Source organism: Microbacterium sp. Leaf436 (genome assembly GCF_001424715.1).
In the GTDB taxonomy this organism is placed as follows: domain Bacteria; phylum Actinomycetota; class Actinomycetes; order Actinomycetales; family Microbacteriaceae; genus Microbacterium.
In genome coordinates this window covers 462423-476800 of record NZ_LMRB01000001.1, presented here as the reverse complement: position 1 = coordinate 476800, position 14378 = coordinate 462423, and the positions used below count along the sequence as shown (strand labels likewise).

General features: G+C 71.0%; 14 protein-coding genes. 4 read left to right on the top strand and 10 right to left on the bottom strand.

Features of this window, described 5'->3' with window-relative positions; translation table 11 throughout:
* Position 1: 1 nt before the first annotated feature.
* Positions 2-976 carry a carbohydrate ABC transporter permease gene (locus tag ASG45_RS02195; protein ID WP_055832557.1) on the bottom strand — a complete coding sequence of 325 codons (975 nt, stop codon included), beginning with the start codon at positions 974-976 and terminating at the stop codon, positions 2-4.
* A gap of 40 nt (positions 977-1016) precedes the next feature.
* Positions 1017-2306: an extracellular solute-binding protein gene (locus ASG45_RS02190; protein WP_055832555.1), complete on the bottom strand. Its 1290-nt coding sequence runs from the start codon at positions 2304-2306 to the stop codon at positions 1017-1019.
* 223 nt (positions 2307-2529) lie between these two features.
* Between ASG45_RS02190 and ASG45_RS02185 the strand changes: the two genes are divergently transcribed.
* Positions 2530-3468: a LysR family transcriptional regulator gene (locus tag ASG45_RS02185; RefSeq protein ID WP_055833182.1), complete on the top strand. Its 939-nt coding sequence runs from the start codon at positions 2530-2532 to the stop codon at positions 3466-3468.
* An 82-nt stretch (positions 3469-3550) separates the two neighbouring features.
* Here the strand turns inward: ASG45_RS02185 and ASG45_RS02180 are convergent, their stop codons facing one another.
* From ASG45_RS02180 to ASG45_RS02170, 3 genes are all read right to left on the bottom strand, one after another.
* Positions 3551-5029 carry a C-glycoside deglycosidase beta subunit domain-containing protein gene (locus ASG45_RS02180; protein ID WP_055832553.1) on the bottom strand — a complete coding sequence of 493 codons (1479 nt, stop codon included), beginning with the start codon at positions 5027-5029 and terminating at the stop codon, positions 3551-3553.
* A gap of 9 nt (positions 5030-5038) precedes the next feature.
* Positions 5039-6340, bottom strand: a complete 1302-nt coding sequence (locus ASG45_RS02175; RefSeq protein WP_055832551.1) for a C-glycoside deglycosidase beta subunit domain-containing protein — start codon at positions 6338-6340, stop codon at positions 5039-5041.
* Between the two features lie 120 nt (positions 6341-6460).
* Positions 6461-7672 carry an FAD-dependent monooxygenase gene (locus tag ASG45_RS02170; RefSeq protein ID WP_055832549.1) on the bottom strand — a complete coding sequence of 404 codons (1212 nt, stop codon included), beginning with the start codon at positions 7670-7672 and terminating at the stop codon, positions 6461-6463.
* A gap of 60 nt (positions 7673-7732) precedes the next feature.
* On the opposite strand from ASG45_RS02170, the gene ASG45_RS02165 reads away from it, so the two are divergent.
* Complete coding sequence (locus tag ASG45_RS02165; RefSeq protein ID WP_055832547.1) at positions 7733-8251, top strand: MarR family winged helix-turn-helix transcriptional regulator; 519 nt, start codon at positions 7733-7735, stop codon at positions 8249-8251.
* On the opposite strand, the gene pcaC is transcribed toward ASG45_RS02165, so the two are convergent.
* Genes pcaC through pcaH form a run of 5 tightly spaced genes read right to left on the bottom strand, consistent with a single transcriptional unit; the run spans position 8236 to position 12229 of the window.
* Positions 8236-8631 carry a 4-carboxymuconolactone decarboxylase gene (gene pcaC / locus ASG45_RS02160; RefSeq protein ID WP_055832545.1) on the bottom strand — a complete coding sequence of 132 codons (396 nt, stop codon included), beginning with the start codon at positions 8629-8631 and terminating at the stop codon, positions 8236-8238. The genes ASG45_RS02165 and pcaC overlap by 16 nt on opposite strands.
* A complete protein-coding gene (locus ASG45_RS02155; protein ID WP_055832543.1) occupies positions 8631-9413 on the bottom strand; it encodes an alpha/beta fold hydrolase in 783 nt (260 codons plus the stop codon). Before ASG45_RS02155 ends, pcaC begins: the two co-directional genes overlap by 1 nt.
* Complete coding sequence (locus ASG45_RS02150; protein WP_082516414.1) at positions 9410-10867, bottom strand: lyase family protein; 1458 nt, start codon at positions 10865-10867, stop codon at positions 9410-9412. The genes ASG45_RS02155 and ASG45_RS02150 overlap by 4 nt, the downstream gene beginning before the upstream one ends.
* Positions 10857-11420: a protocatechuate 3,4-dioxygenase subunit alpha gene (gene pcaG, locus ASG45_RS02145; protein WP_055832541.1), complete on the bottom strand. Its 564-nt coding sequence runs from the start codon at positions 11418-11420 to the stop codon at positions 10857-10859. Before pcaG ends, ASG45_RS02150 begins: the two co-directional genes overlap by 11 nt.
* On the bottom strand, positions 11420-12229 hold the full coding sequence (gene pcaH, locus ASG45_RS02140) for a protocatechuate 3,4-dioxygenase subunit beta (protein ID WP_055832539.1): 810 nt from the start codon (positions 12227-12229) through the stop codon (positions 11420-11422). Before pcaH ends, pcaG begins: the two co-directional genes overlap by 1 nt.
* 90 nt (positions 12230-12319) lie before the next feature.
* Between pcaH and ASG45_RS02135 the strand changes: the two genes are divergently transcribed.
* Together ASG45_RS02135 and ASG45_RS02130 are read left to right on the top strand one after the other, a co-directional pair.
* Positions 12320-13072 (top strand): IclR family transcriptional regulator, encoded by a 753-nt coding sequence (locus tag ASG45_RS02135; protein ID WP_055832537.1) that lies wholly within the window; start codon positions 12320-12322, stop codon positions 13070-13072.
* Between the two features lie 114 nt (positions 13073-13186).
* Positions 13187-14368 carry a 4-hydroxybenzoate 3-monooxygenase gene (locus ASG45_RS02130; RefSeq protein ID WP_055832535.1) on the top strand — a complete coding sequence of 394 codons (1182 nt, stop codon included), beginning with the start codon at positions 13187-13189 and terminating at the stop codon, positions 14366-14368.
* Positions 14369-14378 lie beyond the last annotated feature (10 nt).

Here is a 14378-nt window from a genome sequence, read left to right as displayed (position 1 = left end):
GTCAGTTCTCCTCGGGGCGCTCGGCGGTGGCGCGCTGCTGGATGACGGCGAAGACGAGGATGATCACGGTCAGCAGCAGCGCCAGGGCGGCGCCGTACCCGAAGTTGCCCAGGGCGAACGACTGCTTGTAGACCTGCGTGGCCAGGTTCTCGGTGGCCCCGGCAGGTCCGCCGCCGGTGAGGGCCATGATCTGATCGAACACGCGCAGACCGTTGACGAGACCGAGCGTGGTCGCGATGGCGACCGCCGGGCGGATGGAGGGCAGCGTGATGTGCCAGAAGCGCTGCCAGACGGTGGTGCCGTCGATGGCCGCCGCCTCTTCGATCTCGACCGGCACGGCCGCCAGTCCCGCCATGTAGATCACCATGGCGAAGCCGATGTTCTGCCACACCAGCACGACCAGGACGGTCCAGATCGCCCAGGTGGGGTCGGCGATCCAGGCGCGGGCGACGGAGTCGAGCCCCGCTCCCCGCAGGATCACGTTCAGCGGGCCGTTGAAGTCGAAGATGAACTTCCAGATGTACGAGGTGGCGAGGGGGCTGAGCACCACCGGCATGAAGAAGAGCGTGCGCAGGATGTACCGCGACTTGAGTCCGCGGTTCAGGCCCACCGCGATGCCCAGCCCCAGGATGTTGCTGATGATGACCGAGCCGAAGGCCAGGAACAGGGTGTTCCCGAGGGCGCCGATCTTCGTCGGGTCCTGGAAGATCCGCACGAAGTTGTCGAGACCGACGATCTCGAAGGCCCCGATCCCCGTCCAGTTCGTGAAGGCGAAGAAGCCGCCGATCCCCGTGGCGAGGTAATGGATGCCGAGGACGAAGACGATGCCGGGCAGTGCCCACCACCAGTAGCCGAACTTCAGCTGACCCGACCGGCGGGGCGGGGGAACGCGGCGACCGCGCCCCCCGCGCCGGGGAAGGACCACGCGCTCGGTCTCGGTAGCGACCTGTTGTCCGCTTCGGAGTGTTGTGCTCATGTCCTTCTCGTCATCGTCTCGTCGTCGGCATCCAACGGGCTCACTCGCCCCAGGCGTTGTCCATGTTCTGCAGCACCTGATCGATCTGCGTCTGACCGGTCAGCAGTCCCTGCACGCCCACCTGCAGCGCCTCGTACACGGCCGGGTTGGGCCACACGTTGTTGGGGAGTGTCGTGTAGGACCCCTCGGCGAGGATGTCGTCGATCGGGGAGTAGATGGTGTCGCTGAGGTCGAGGTTCTTGTACTCCGAGATCGGCAGCAGGCCCGACACCTCGTAGTACTTCTCCTGCGCTTCGGGCGTGGACAGCCACTCGACGAAGGCCGCCGCGGCATCCTTCTTCTCGGACTTCGCGTTGATCGAGATCGTGTAGTTCGAGCTGGCGAGCACGAACGGCTTCTCTCCCTTGGCGGCCGGGAACGGCTGCACCTTGAAGTTCGCCTCGGCGGGAGCCGCCGACGCGATCTCGACCGCGGAGCCCGACGGGATGAAGCTGCCGATCGAGGTGCCCTGCGCGAGTCCGTTGGTGATGGCGTCGAAGCCGCCGCCCTCGGCACCGGGCTGGAAGCATCCACGGTCCTTCAGGTCGATGATCGTCTGCAGCGCGTCCTTCCATCCGGTGCTCTCGGCGAAGGTCGTGTCGCCCGCGGCGCGCTCGGCGTTGAAGTCGGGCTCGACCTCGTAGACGCGCGTGGCGGCGATGCCCTGCGCGGTCAGACCGGCGTTGGGGCCGGCCGCGCCGGCGAGGGCGAGCATGGACTTCCCCTGCCCGGTGAGCGTCTCGCACTCCGCGTAGAACTGGTCCATCGTGGTCGGCCACTCGTCGATGCCGTTCTGGGCGGCGGTGCCCATGCTCGCGACGACGGCGCCGATGGTGAAGTCCATGGGCTGCCCGTAGGTCTTGCCGTCGATCTCGAACAGCGGTTCGCTGCCGGAGGGGACGAGCGAGGTGGCGGTGTCGCCCAGCGGCTCGAGGAAGCCGGCCTCGGCGAGGGGGACGAGACCGCGGGCGTCACCCGAGCCGGGGGTGGTCTGCACGACGTCGGAGGCGTTACCGGCCTGGAACTGCGTGCGGATGGTCTCGCCGTACTTGTCGTTCGGGGTGGGGTTGGTGGTGATGGTGATGTCGGGGTTCGCCTCCATGTACGCCTTCGCGAGCGCCTCGTAGGGGCTCTCGAGGTTGTTCGAGGTGGCGAAGGTGAAGGTGAACGAGTCGGCGTTCCCGTCGCCCGAGCCCGAGCCGGAGCCGGAGCAGCCGGCGAGAACGAGGGCGGCGGCGGCGGGAACAACGAGAAGACCTGCGATGCGCGTGAGGCGACGTTGCTGAGTCATGACAGCCTTTCTGACGACGTTGTCGGCGGACCCTTCGATGGGAGCACCTGTGCTGTGTGTCCCAGTATCAGCGGGATGCGCCGAAAACGCACATAAGTCTTCGCGATGCGGCGCATAAGGCGATGAGGCCGCGACCGCATCGCCGTCAGGCATGAGCTCTGGCCCCGCATAGACGCCATTGATACAGTGCAGGGACAGCTCCCCAGCGAAGGATCACGACGTGGTGACCGATCATGCAACGCTCTCGCGCCTCGACCTGAACCTCTTGGTCGCGCTCGACGCCCTCCTCACGGAGCGCAGTGTCACCCGCGCCGCCGAACGGCTGCACCTGAGCCAACCGGCCCTCAGCGCCTCGCTGTCGCGCCTGCGCACCCACTTCGACGACCAGATCCTGGCCCGCCGCGGCAACACGTACGAGCTGACCCCGTTCGCCGTGCGCCTCACCGAGCACACGACCACGGCACTCGAGGCCGCGCGGCGGGTGTTCGAGAGCCAGGCATCGTGGTCGCCCGCGGAGTCCACCCGCGAATTCTCCATCTACGGGTCGGACTACGGCTTCGTCACCGTCGGCACGATCGTCTCGCAGCTCGCCGCCGAACAGGCCCCCGGCGTGCGGTTCCGCTACATGCTGCACAACCCCGGCATCGTCGAGGACGCGGCGAACCGCTTGCGCTCGGCCGACGCCATGGTCATCCCGCACGGCCCCGTCTCGGGCCTGCCGTATCTCGACCTCTGGCAGGACGATTGGCTCGCCGTCGTCGCCGACGACAACGACGACGTGGGCGACGTCCTGACGATGCAGAACCTCGCCGACATGCCGTGGGTGCTCACGTTCCAGTCGCGATCGGCCTTCACCTCGGCCGCCCGCCAGGTGCAGCAGCTCGGCGTCGAGCCGCACATCGAGGTGGTGCTCGAGAGCTTCCTGTCGGTCGGCCACTTCGTCAGCGGTACCCGCCGGGTCGGCCTGGTGCAGTCGGCCCTCGCCCCGCACCTGCTGCGCATCGGCGGGATCCGCGTCGTCCCCCTGCCGTTCGAGGCGACGCCTCTCGTGAGCGCGCTGTGGTGGCATCCCTCGCACACGCGCGACCCCGAGCACGAGTGGATGCGCGGCCTGTTCACCGAAGCGGGCCGCGTCATCGCCGCCGGCCACGCGCCCGCGTAACCGACGCCCGGTCGCGCGGCCGGCGTCGCCCCCACGGTCGGGGTGCGGCGAGCCCCCACGCGCGCCGCACCCCGCGGTGCCGTCAGACGGCCGCCGTCACCGCCCTCATCGACGCGCGGATGAGGTCGTGCTGGCGCCGCACGAGCAGCAGCGGGTCGACCTCGCCCAGTTCGGCGAAGGCATGACCCTCCCATTCGCTCGACCAGAAGCCGCGGTAGCCGCCCTCGACGAACACGCGCACGAGCTCGGGGTAGTCGATCGCGGGCTCCTGGCCCTGCTCGTCGATGTCGTAGAACTTCGCGTGCACGTGCAGGATCTGCGGCATGATGTCGGCCCACTCGCGCGGATCGACGTGCCCGTGCATGTTGAAGGCCAGGTGCGCGAACGACCCCAGGCGACCGGGGTCGAAGTCGCGGCCGCGGAGGTAGCCGAGGAACTCCTGCTGACGCTCGCGCATCGCGGCATCGGTCGCCCAGATCTCCTGCAGCTTCGCCACCGCCTCGTCGTCGAGACCGGCGCGGCGCACGGCGCGCAGCAGCGTCGGCGACATCGCGTGCATGGTCGATGAGAAGTCGGCGACGAAGCCGAGCAGGGGCGAGTCGAGCTCGGCGTAGGTCTCGCGCACGCGCAGGATCGGCTCGGCGTGGGGCCCCATGGGCGCGTGGATCTCGTACGCGAGCTTCAGCTCGAGCTCCTCGGCGATGGGCAGCAGCCGGCGCAGCAGCGCGGGCTGGGCGCTCTGGATGCGCACGAGCGGGAAGCCGAGCTTCTTCGCGCCCTCGAACATGAGCTTCGAGAACGCGAACTCCTCGTCGGGGGTCATGTCGCGATCGCGTCGCCGACCCATGTCGAGGTTCGCGCCGAACGAGCTCGCGACGAAGCCGTGCCGGTCGAACGCCGCCCGCCACGTCCGCTCGAAGTCGTCGCCGACCACGGGGTACGTCGGCACCATCTGGGATGCCACGATCTCGATGCCGGGACCGATCCCCAGCTCCGCGACCCGGTCGAGCAGACCGTCGAAGTCGAAGTACCCCGCGCGGAACTCGGCGCTGGCCGAGTACAGGGTCAGGCCCAGCTGGAACGGGTCGTCGTCGCTCGCCGGGGGCGGCGGCGTCACATCCGACACGAGCGCGGGGATCCCGGCATCCGCGTCGACGACGGTGAGCGTCTTCACGTCGTGCACGACGTTCGGCACGTACATCCCGGGCCCGCCGTCCTGGCCGGGCGCGATCTGCATGTACGGCAGGCGCAGCTCGCCGTGCAGTACGACGTCGTGGGTCTCGCCGAGCGCGACCGGGTCGGCGCGGCGGGCGATCAGCAGCGGGTGCTCCTGCAGGAACCAGAGCCGTTCGCTCTGCTCGGGCAGCTCGTCGAGCCCGAAGACGGTGTCGCCGAACGCCACGCGGAGGTCGTCGGCATCCACCCGCTCGCCATCGACGGTGAGCTCGAGCGAAGTCACCGACGAGAGCCAGAGGCTGCGGTACCAGGGGATGGTCAAGCGCAGTGCGAACCCGTCGGGGTGCGTGCGCAGGCTGTCGTCGTGAATCAGTCCGTTCGGCATGGGGTGTCCTTAGATCCGGTCGGCGATCTGCCGCATGAGCGAGTGCTGGCGGCGCACCTGCTCGATCGAACGCCAGGGCTCCCGCACCCCTTCGTATTCGCTGGAGAGGTACCCGGTGTAGCCGGCGTCCTTGAGTGCCTTGAGCACGGGTTCCCACGGGATCTGCTGGTCGTCGAGCTGCTCGTCGATGTCGTGGAACTTCGCCTGGATGAACACCACGTTCTCGATCACGTCGAACACGTCGGCGGGGTCGACGTGGATGCCGTCGAGGAACGCCGGGCGTTGGCCGGGCAGCTCGCCGGGTGCGAGCGGGATCGGTCGGTCCTGGAAGATACCGGTGTCGAGCAGCAGGCCGAAGTGCTTCGTGCCGGTGCGGCGGATGAGGGCGATGTAGTCGTCGACGACCTCGTGCTTGATGGGGGTCGGCGAGTGGATCTCCGGGCAGATGATGACGTCGAGCTCCTCGGCCAGCGGCAGCGATGCTTCGACGACCTCGGTCCAGATGGGGTGCGGGATCAGGTCGCTCGACACGACGCCGATCTTGGGCCGCACGAAGCGGAAGCCCAGGCGCTTGGCGAGCCGCAGGTCGCGCTGCAGCGCCGCCGCGCCCTCGTCCACCGTCATGTCGCGGGCGTTCGGCCCGCTGGAGTGCAGCCGCGTGTCGATCCAGGAACCGAGATTGGTGGGCTCGAGGCCGTACCTCTCGAGCAGGGCGAACCACTCGTCGACCCACTCGTCGGAGGGGTGCGGGTAGTTCGGCACGTGCGCTTCGCCGAGGATCTCGACGCCGGTGGCCCCCAGGTCGGCGATCGAGGCGAGGGCGGTCTCGAGGTCCATGACCGTGCCGTAGTCGCCCATGTAGCTGTAGAGCGAGACGCCGTAGCGGAAGGGGGCGCCGGATGCCTCGGGCGCCAGCGTGACGTGCTTGGTCACCCGGTAGCGGCTCGGCTGGTGCTCGAGCGGAATGTACGAGGCGCGCAGGCGCAGATCGATCGAGAGCTCGTGCACGCCGTCGGGGAGACCGCCGGGCAGCGGGACGGTGATGATCGCGGCGTCTTCGAGGGGCCAGCGCACCCCGTCGCCGTCCCACAGTTCGGCCAGCGTGTACTGCCGGCCCTGCAGGGTCCACAGCGGTACCTCGGATGCCACGTCGACCAGCCCCGGAATGCTCACGCCGATCCCGTCGATCAGTGACGCCGCCATGCCGCGGTACGACGGCATCCGGACGCGGAACTGGAAGCCGGTGATCTCGTCACCCTCGCGGACGTTTCGGAATCCGACGGACTGGATGAGGTCTCTTTCGAGAAGCATCGTCGCTCACTCTCTGTGGGGTGACTTCGACGCTACCCGCCTTATGCTTCATTCCGACATAAGCCGTTGTGATGCGGCGCATCACGATCGCGCGGCCCGTGACGCGACCTCACCGACACGTCACCCCAGGTGCGCGTAGTCCGGCAGGTCGATGGCGTCGGCCGGCGGCGTGAAGAGTCCCCCCGTGAGACGCTTCGCGAGGGGAGTGGATGCCACCCGCAGCGCGGTCCGGAATGCCCCCACGCCGACCCGCGAGGTCGGGTTGGCCAGCCGCGGCGTCCCCGGGGGCAGGTTCTGCGCCTGCGCGACGTAGGGGCGCATCAGGCGCTCGTACCCGCCGAATGCGTCGCGGTGGTCGACATGGGCGGCCAGTTCGCCCGCCAGCACGTACGCACCCACGAGGGCGAGGCTCGTCCCCATTCCGCTGACCGGTGAGGCGCAGTACGCGGCATCCCCCACGAGTGCGACCCGACCACTCGACCAGCGGGGAGCCCGTACCTGACCGATCGCGTCGGTGTACAGCTCGTCGGCGCGGTCGAAGGCGTCGAGCACGCGCTCCGCCTCCCAGCCGGCGTCGGCGAAGACGGCGCGCAGGCGGCGGCGCTGGGCGTCCACATCTCCGCGCTCGCTCCTCGGGCGCGCACGATCGGTGACCACCGACAGCGTCGCGCGGATCGTGCCGTGCGGGTCGGGGCGCAGCGTGATCGACCGGCCGCCCGGCGCGGAGTACCAGCGCCACCAGTCGTCGTCTTCGGCGGTGCGCGGGATCGTCCCGTACGTCGTCTCGAGCCCCAGCGAGCGGATCCGCGGCTCCTCGCCGAAGACGAGCCCGCGGGTTCGCGAGCCGATTCCGTCGGCGGCCACGACGAGGGCGAAAGTCTCCTCGGGCGCTCGCTCGAAGCGCACCGTGACACCGTCGGCATCCTGCTCCAGCCCGGTGACCCGGTCGCCGAAGCGGTACTCCGTGCGTACGGTCGTGCGTTCCACGAGCAGTTCCGCGAGGTCGCCGCGCAGGATCTCGAGCTCGGCGGTGGCGCCGTCGGACTCGCCGCGGCCGGCCGGGAACTCCGCGACCGTGCGTCCGTCGCCGTCGACGAACCGCGTGCCGACCTCGCCGGTGGTCGCCGCCCGCACGTCGGACTCCAGGTCCATCCGCCGCACCACCTCACGTCCGGCTCCGCGCACGTCGACGTTCTGCCCGCCGGTGCGCAGCGCGTCGGCGCGTTCGACGATCACCGTCTCGTAGCCGTATCGGTTCAGCCAGTACGCGAGCGCCGGGCCGGCGATGCTCGCCCCGCTGATCAGCACGCGTCGGTCGGAGGTCGCCGCCATTCTTCACCCGTTCCGTTGATAATCAATGAGATTAGCAATCTACACGACTATCCTGGACGAGTGGACCCGCTCGACGACCCTCCCGCTGCGCACGACGACCGCCGTGAGCGCGAGCGTGCGCGCCGAAGCGACGCCCCGCTGGGCGACGACGATCTGCGGGCGCGCGTGCAGCGCGTCGCCCTGCGCCAGCAGCAGTTCGAGAAGCACGTCGCCGCCGCCCTCGCCGTCGACGCACCCGGGCTCGAGGCGATGGACCACCTCATCTCGACGGGACCCGCCACCCCCACCGAGTTGGCCCGACGCCTCGGCATCTCGACCGCCGCGATGACGCTGGTGCTGCACCGCCTCGAGAACGCCGGGCACATCCGCCGCGAACGCCACCCCCACGACGGCCGCAAGCTCGTGGTCATCCCCGTCGACGGCTCACGCGACAGGGCGCGCGAGCTCGTCACGCCCCTCATCGAGGGCGTCGAGACGGTGGTGCAGGCCATGGACGCCGCGGAGCGCGCAACCGTGCAGCGCTTCCTCGACCGGCTGGTCGACGCCTACGACGACGCCCTCGATCACTCCGGCGCGTGAGTCGCGTCTTCGGCGAAGACCTGCGACGCGATGCGGAACGCCGTGTTCGCGGCCGGCACGCCCGAGTAGATCGCCGACTGCAGGATGACCTCGCGGATCTCGTCGATCGTCAGGCCGTTGCGCAGCGCCGCCCGCAGGTGCATCGCGAGCTCCTCGTGATGCCCGTGCGCGATGAGCGAACTGAGCACCGCGATCGAGCGCGACCGGCGGTCCAGACCCGGACGCGACCAGATGTCGCCCCACGCGACGCGCGTGATGAAGTCCTGCCAGTCGGCGGTGAGGTCGGTCGTCGCCGCGGTCGCGCGGTCGACGTGCGCGTCCGAGAGCACCGCGCGGCGCACGGCCATCCCCTGGTCGTGGCGTTCCTGGTCGGTGGGCATCAGGCGGCCTTTCGAGAGGTGGAGGCGAAGAACGAGCGCAGCAGGGCGGCCACGGCCTCGGGCTGCTCGGCGGGGGGCAGGTGCCCGGCGCCGTCGATGCGCTCGACCCGACCGTTGCCCACGCCCGCGGCGATCTCGACGGCCTTGGCCTCGGGGGCGACGGCGTCGAACGCCCCCCACGCGGCGAGCACGGGCACGTCGATCCGACCGAGATCCGAGCGCACGTCGTACGCGGCGAGCGCTTCGCAGCAGCGGGCGTAGCTGTCGTCGTCGGCGTCCTGCAGCGCGTGCAGCAGCCGGCCGGTCAGCTCGGGGCGCCGCGCGATCGAGTCGGGGGCGAACCAGCGTCGGGCCGAGGCGACGATGAGGCTCGACGTGCTCTGCGCCCGTGCCTGCGCGGCGCGCTCGGCCCAGGCGCCGGGGTCGCCGAGCTGGGCTCCGGATGCCACGATCGCGGCGGCACGAAGACGATCGCCGTGCCGCAGCGCGAGCTCGAGTCCGGTGGCTCCCCCGAGCGAGACGCCGGCGTAGAGGAAGGTGTCGTCGGGCACGGCCGCGGCCACGGCATCGGCGAGGTCGGCGACCGTGAAGGCCTCGCGCGCGACGGGCCCCGTGCCGTGGCCGGGAAGGTCCCACGCGGCGACGCGGTAGTCGTCGGCGAGCAGCGGCACGACGTCGTCCCAGAGGATGGTCGAGGTGCCGAGCGACGGCCCCAGCACCACGAGCGGCGCGTCGGGCGAGCCGACCGGCTCGGTCAGCGAGATCAGCGACACCGCACTCATTCGTCCACCCCGTGTTCGTGCAGGCCGTGTTCGTGCAGGCCGTGTTCGTCCGGCCCGTGTTCGTGTGCGCCCGATGCCGCGCGTTCTGCGCGGCCGCCGCCTGCCTCGCGGTCGGCCCCGCCCCGCGCCAGCCGCGGCGCCATGCCGACGTACTGCGACGGGTCGAGCACGGCGTCCACGTCGAGTCCCGCCGCCTCGGGCAGCGCGCGCAGGCGCTCCGCCAGGTCGCCGTCGCCGGCGAGCAGCTCGGCGAACCGCGGCGCGCCGATGAGCGGCACGAGCACTCCGCGCAGCCGCTCGCTCACGAGTCGACCGCCGGTCAGCCCGGCGTTGCGCTGCGCCGCCGACACGTCGACCCGCAGGTGAGACGCGAGCGACGCCGCGTGCCGCGTCGCCCCCAGCGCCAGACGCAGCAGCTCGCGCAGCGTCGGCCACTCCGCGTGCCAAGCGCCGTCGGGGCGTTCGTCGACGGCGAGGGAGGCCGCGAGGTGCAGCGTCGCCCCCAGCTGCGGAGCGCGCAGGGCGGCGGAGCGGATCAGCACCGCCTCGGCGGGGTTCTGCTTCTGCGGCATGGCCGACGATCCGCCGCCCACGCCCTCCGACACCTCGCCGATCTCGGTGCGACCGAGGGTCGCGACGTCGGTGGCCAGCTTGCCGAGCGCGTCCAGAACCTGCGCCAGGGCATCGCCGAGCTCGGTGATCGGCCAGCGGGTGACGTGCCAGGGAGCATCGGGGGCGTCGAGGCCGGCGGCCCGGGCGAACGCCGCGGGCAGCGCCGCCGCGTTCTCGTGCGAGCCCGTGATCTCGACGAACGAGGCCAGGGTGCCGCCGGCGCCGGCGAGCTGTGCGGGGTACGCGAGCGCATCGACGCGCGCGAGCGCCCGCTCGATGCCCCGCGCCCACGTCGCGGCCCGAGCGCCGACCGTCGTGGGAACGGCGTGCTGGGTGAGGGTGCGAGCGGCCGCGACGTCGTCGGCGTGCGTGACGGCGAGCTCCCGGGCCCGCTCCCCCGCGATGCGCAGCGACGAGCGCACCTTCTCCATGGCGCGGCGCGCGACGATCATCAGCGCGGTGTCGAGGATGTCCTGGCTGGTGGCGCCGCGGTGGATCCACGGCCGGCAGTCGGCCGGCACCTGTTCCTTGAGCATGCCGACGAGCGGGATCACGGGGTTCCCCCCGGCGACCGACGCCGCGACCAGCGCGCCGACATCGACATTGCGCGCGGGGAGATTCCGCGCGGGCGAGCCGCCCCTCTCGTCGAGCCCGAAGACGTGGTCGACCTCGATCGCCACCTGCCGCGGCGCGACGCCGAGCTCGGCGTAGGCGGTGACCAGAGCGCACTCCGCGCGAACGAGCGCGTCCAGCACGAACCCGTCCGACACGAGCAGGTCGTGCCCCACCGTCACCGGCGAGAGCAAACCGACGTCGACCACCGTGGGGGGCTCAGAAGGCAAGGAAGACCGTCTCATTCTCGCCCTGCAGCCGGATGTCGTGCCGCAGGCCGCCGTCGGCGGTGCGCGTCGCGACGACAGTAGCGCGCTCCTGCGGCGTCAGAGAGGTCAGCAGCGGGTCGGCGGCCAGCGCGGCGTCGTCACCGGGCACGTAGATGCGGGTGTGCAGCTTGTCGGGCAGCCCCCGCGCGAACACGATCGCCGCGTAGAAGGCGGCGCGGCCCCCGATGCCACCGGGCTCGCGGGTCCAGAACTCGAAGTGCCCCTCGTCGTCGGTGAACGCGCGGCCGAAGCCGGTGAAGGTGTGGTCGTCGCGGCGCAACGCGCCCCGCGCCCGCGGCACCGAGCCGTCGGCATCCGCCCCGAAGATCTCGATGAGCGCGTCGGGGATGGGTGCCCCCGCGCCGTCGAGGATCGTGCCGCCGAGCACGATCGCGCCGGGCGAGTGGGGGAAGGCGACCTGGTGCTGCTTCGGGAACTCCAGGCCGTACGCGAAGAACGGCCCCACGGTCTGGCCGGGGGTGGCGCGGTGGGTCTTGGGGGGGACGGCGCTCATCACTCGTCGCCTTCCTGCTCGAAGTAGGTCGCATCGGCGCCGTCGACGACGATGTCGAAGCGGTACCCCGTCGCCCATTCGGGTGAGGTGAGGTCGTGGTCGTAGACGCCCACCAGGGCGTCGCGGTCCTTCTGCCGGTGGATGCTGTTGTAGATCGGGTCGAGCGCGAACAGCGGGTCACCGGGGAAGTACATCTGCGTGACGAGCCGCTGGGTGAACGACGAGCCGAACACCGAGAAGTGGATGTGGGCCGGCCGCCAGGCGTTGCGGTGGTTCTTCCACGGGTAGGGGCCGGGCTTGATCGTCGTGAAGCGGTACTCGCCGTTCTCGTTCGTGACCGCGCGCCCCGCGCCGGTGAAGTTCGGGTCGAGCGGGGCGGGGTGCTGATCGCGCTGGTGGATGTAACGCCCGGCCGAATTGGCCTGCCAGATCTCGATGAGCTGGTTCGCCACCGGCCGTCCCCACGAGTCGAGCAGGCGCCCCTGCACGCTCATTCGCTCACCCAGCGGTTCCCCGGCGTGCTGCAGCGTGAGGTCGGACTCGATCGCGGCGACGTCGCGCTGCCCGAAGGCGGGCGAGAACAGCTCGATCGTCTCGGGGTCGACGAGCCGGGGATTCTTGGTCGGATGCCGCAGCACGCTCGAGCGGTACGCGGGGAAGTCGTGCGCGGTCGCGCCGAGGCGCTCACCGGCGGCATCGAGCGCGTCGAGCTCGGCGTGACGGGCGCGGATCTCGTCGACGATCTGACTCTGCGTCGCCTGGTCGGGGGCGGCGAGCAGCGTCTCGGGGGCGGCGGCGGGGTGCGACATGGGGTCTCCTTCGACATGTCCATCGTCCGGCACCGGCCACGGAGGCGCCAGCGCGTTCCCGCTGAATGGGAGTCATGGCATCCTGAGCCCATGGCGAACTCCTCCTCGGGTGACTCGGTCACCGACCGACTCGTGCGCATCCTCGAGACCTTCACCCCCACGCGCACCGCGCAGACGACGGCCGACATCGGTCGTCGCGCCGACCTGCCGAGCTCGTCCGCGCACCGGATCGTGAACGAACTGGTGGATGCCGGACTCCTCGAGCGCGACGACGAGCGCCGCGTTCGTGTGGGCATGCGGCTCTGGGAGCTGGCGACGCGGTCATCGCACGCGCTGCGCCTGCGGCAGGCCGCCCTGCCGTACATGGAGCGCGTGCAGCAGAGGGTGCGCGAGCACACGCAGCTGGCGATCCTCGAGCACGACGAGGCCCTGTTCCTCGAGCGTTTGAGTGCGCCCGACTCCGGCGCCAACATCACCCGCGTCGCCGGCCGCCTGCCGGTGCACGCGTCGTCGTCGGGGCTGGCACTGCTGGCGTTCGCTCCGCACGACCTGCAGGAACGCGTGCTGGCGGGCCCCCTCGAGGCGGTGACCCCCGAGACGATCGTCGATCCGGCCGCACTCCGACGCACGCTCGCCGAGATCCGCACCCTGGGGCGGGTGGTCGCCCCGGGATACGTCGACGCGGTGTCGACCGGCGTCGCCGTGCCCGTGCGCGACGAGACCGGGGCCGTGATCGCGGCACTGTCGGTGGTGCTCCCCCGCGATGCCGAGACGCAGTTCGCGCTCGTCGAGCTGCACCGCGCCGCCCGCGACACGGAGCGCGCGTTGGGCTACCGCCGATGACGGCCGCGCGCGAGCGCGCGAGCTCCTCTACCGCGTCCCGATGAATGGGAGAGTGCGGGTGGGCGGTCGAGGATGAGGGACACCATCGTCTCAGCACCGTCGAAGGAGACGCCCATGAACCCCACCGTCCGCACCCGCGTCGCCATCGTCGGCGCCGGCCCCGCGGGGCTGCTGCTCTCGCACCTGCTGGCCCAGTCCGGCATCGAGTCGATCGTCGTCGACCAGCGCTCCCGCGACGAGATCGAGAGCACCATCCGCGCCGGCATCCTCGAGCAGGGCACGGTCGAACTGCTCGACACGATCGGTCCCGCCTCGCGCGCCCGCACCGTCGGGAACCGCCACGACGGGATCGAACTGCGCTTCGAGGGCGAGGGGCACCGCATCGACTTCGCCGACACCGTCGGTCGCGCCGTCTGGCTGTACCCGCAGCACGAGGTACTCAAAGATCTGATCGCCGCGCGCCTCGAGGCCGGTCAAGACCTGCGCTTCGGCGTCACGGCCGAGCGCATCGACGACGCCGACACCGACCGGCCCCGCGTGATCGCGACCGATGCCGAGGGCGCCCCGTTCGAGATCGAGGCGGACTTCGTCGTCGGCTCCGACGGCTCCCGCAGCGTCACCCGCGCGAGCGTCACCGGCTCGAGCCAGGGCGGCTACTTCCGCGAGTACCCGTTCGCCTGGTTCGGCATCCTGTGCGAGGCGCCGCCCAGCAGCGACGAGCTGATCTACAGCAACTCCCCCGACGGTTTCGCGCTCGTCAGCCAGCGCTCCGACACCGTGCAGCGCATGTACTTCCAGTGCGACCCGCACACCGACACCGCGGCGTACTCCGAGGAGCAGCTGTGGGACGAGCTGCAGAAGCGCGTTCCCGGAACGACGCTGGAGCAGGGCCCGATCTTCCAGCGCGACGTGCTGCGCTTCCGCAGTTTCGTGGCGCACGAACTGCGTCGCGGCCGCGTCGCCCTCGTCGGCGACGCCGCCCACACCGTGCCGCCCACGGGCGCGAAGGGCATGAACCTCGCGATCGCCGACGTGCGCCTGCTCGCCGCCGCCCTCGGGGCCCTGCTGGTCGACCGCGACGCGCGCCTGCTCGACGCGTACCCCGAGACCGCGAGCCGCCGCATCTGGAAGGCCCAGCACTTCTCGTGGTGGATGACGAGCCTGCTGCACGTGGCTCCGGATGCCACCGACTTCGACCGCCGCCGCCAGCTCGGCGAGCTGCGCACCGTCGTTGAATCGGAGCACGGCCGCGCCTACCTGGCCGAGGCGTACTGCGGCTGGCCGTTCGACGCCTGAGCCCCGCCCG

What these genes read in the sequence shown, in the direction of transcription:
- ASG45_RS02195 (WP_055832557.1), bottom strand. Translation starts at nt 976, where the DNA reads ATGAGCACAACACTCCGAAGCGGACAACAGGTCGCTACCGAGACCGAG.
- ASG45_RS02190 (WP_055832555.1), bottom strand. Translation starts at nt 2,306, where the DNA reads ATGACTCAGCAACGTCGCCTCACGCGCATCGCAGGTCTTCTCGTTGTT.
- ASG45_RS02180 (WP_055832553.1), bottom strand. Translation starts at nt 5,029, where the DNA reads ATGCCGAACGGACTGATTCACGACGACAGCCTGCGCACGCACCCCGAC.
- ASG45_RS02175 (WP_055832551.1), bottom strand. Translation starts at nt 6,340, where the DNA reads ATGCTTCTCGAAAGAGACCTCATCCAGTCCGTCGGATTCCGAAACGTC.
- ASG45_RS02170 (WP_055832549.1), bottom strand. Translation starts at nt 7,672, where the DNA reads ATGGCGGCGACCTCCGACCGACGCGTGCTGATCAGCGGGGCGAGCATC.
- pcaC (WP_055832545.1), bottom strand. Translation starts at nt 8,631, where the DNA reads ATGCCCACCGACCAGGAACGCCACGACCAGGGGATGGCCGTGCGCCGC.
- ASG45_RS02155 (WP_055832543.1), bottom strand. Translation starts at nt 9,413, where the DNA reads ATGAGTGCGGTGTCGCTGATCTCGCTGACCGAGCCGGTCGGCTCGCCC.
- pcaG (WP_055832541.1), bottom strand. Translation starts at nt 11,420, where the DNA reads ATGAGCGCCGTCCCCCCCAAGACCCACCGCGCCACCCCCGGCCAGACC.
- pcaH (WP_055832539.1), bottom strand. Translation starts at nt 12,229, where the DNA reads ATGTCGCACCCCGCCGCCGCCCCCGAGACGCTGCTCGCCGCCCCCGAC.
- ASG45_RS02135 (WP_055832537.1), top strand. Translation starts at nt 12,320, where the DNA reads ATGGCGAACTCCTCCTCGGGTGACTCGGTCACCGACCGACTCGTGCGC.
- ASG45_RS02130 (WP_055832535.1), top strand. Translation starts at nt 13,187, where the DNA reads ATGAACCCCACCGTCCGCACCCGCGTCGCCATCGTCGGCGCCGGCCCC.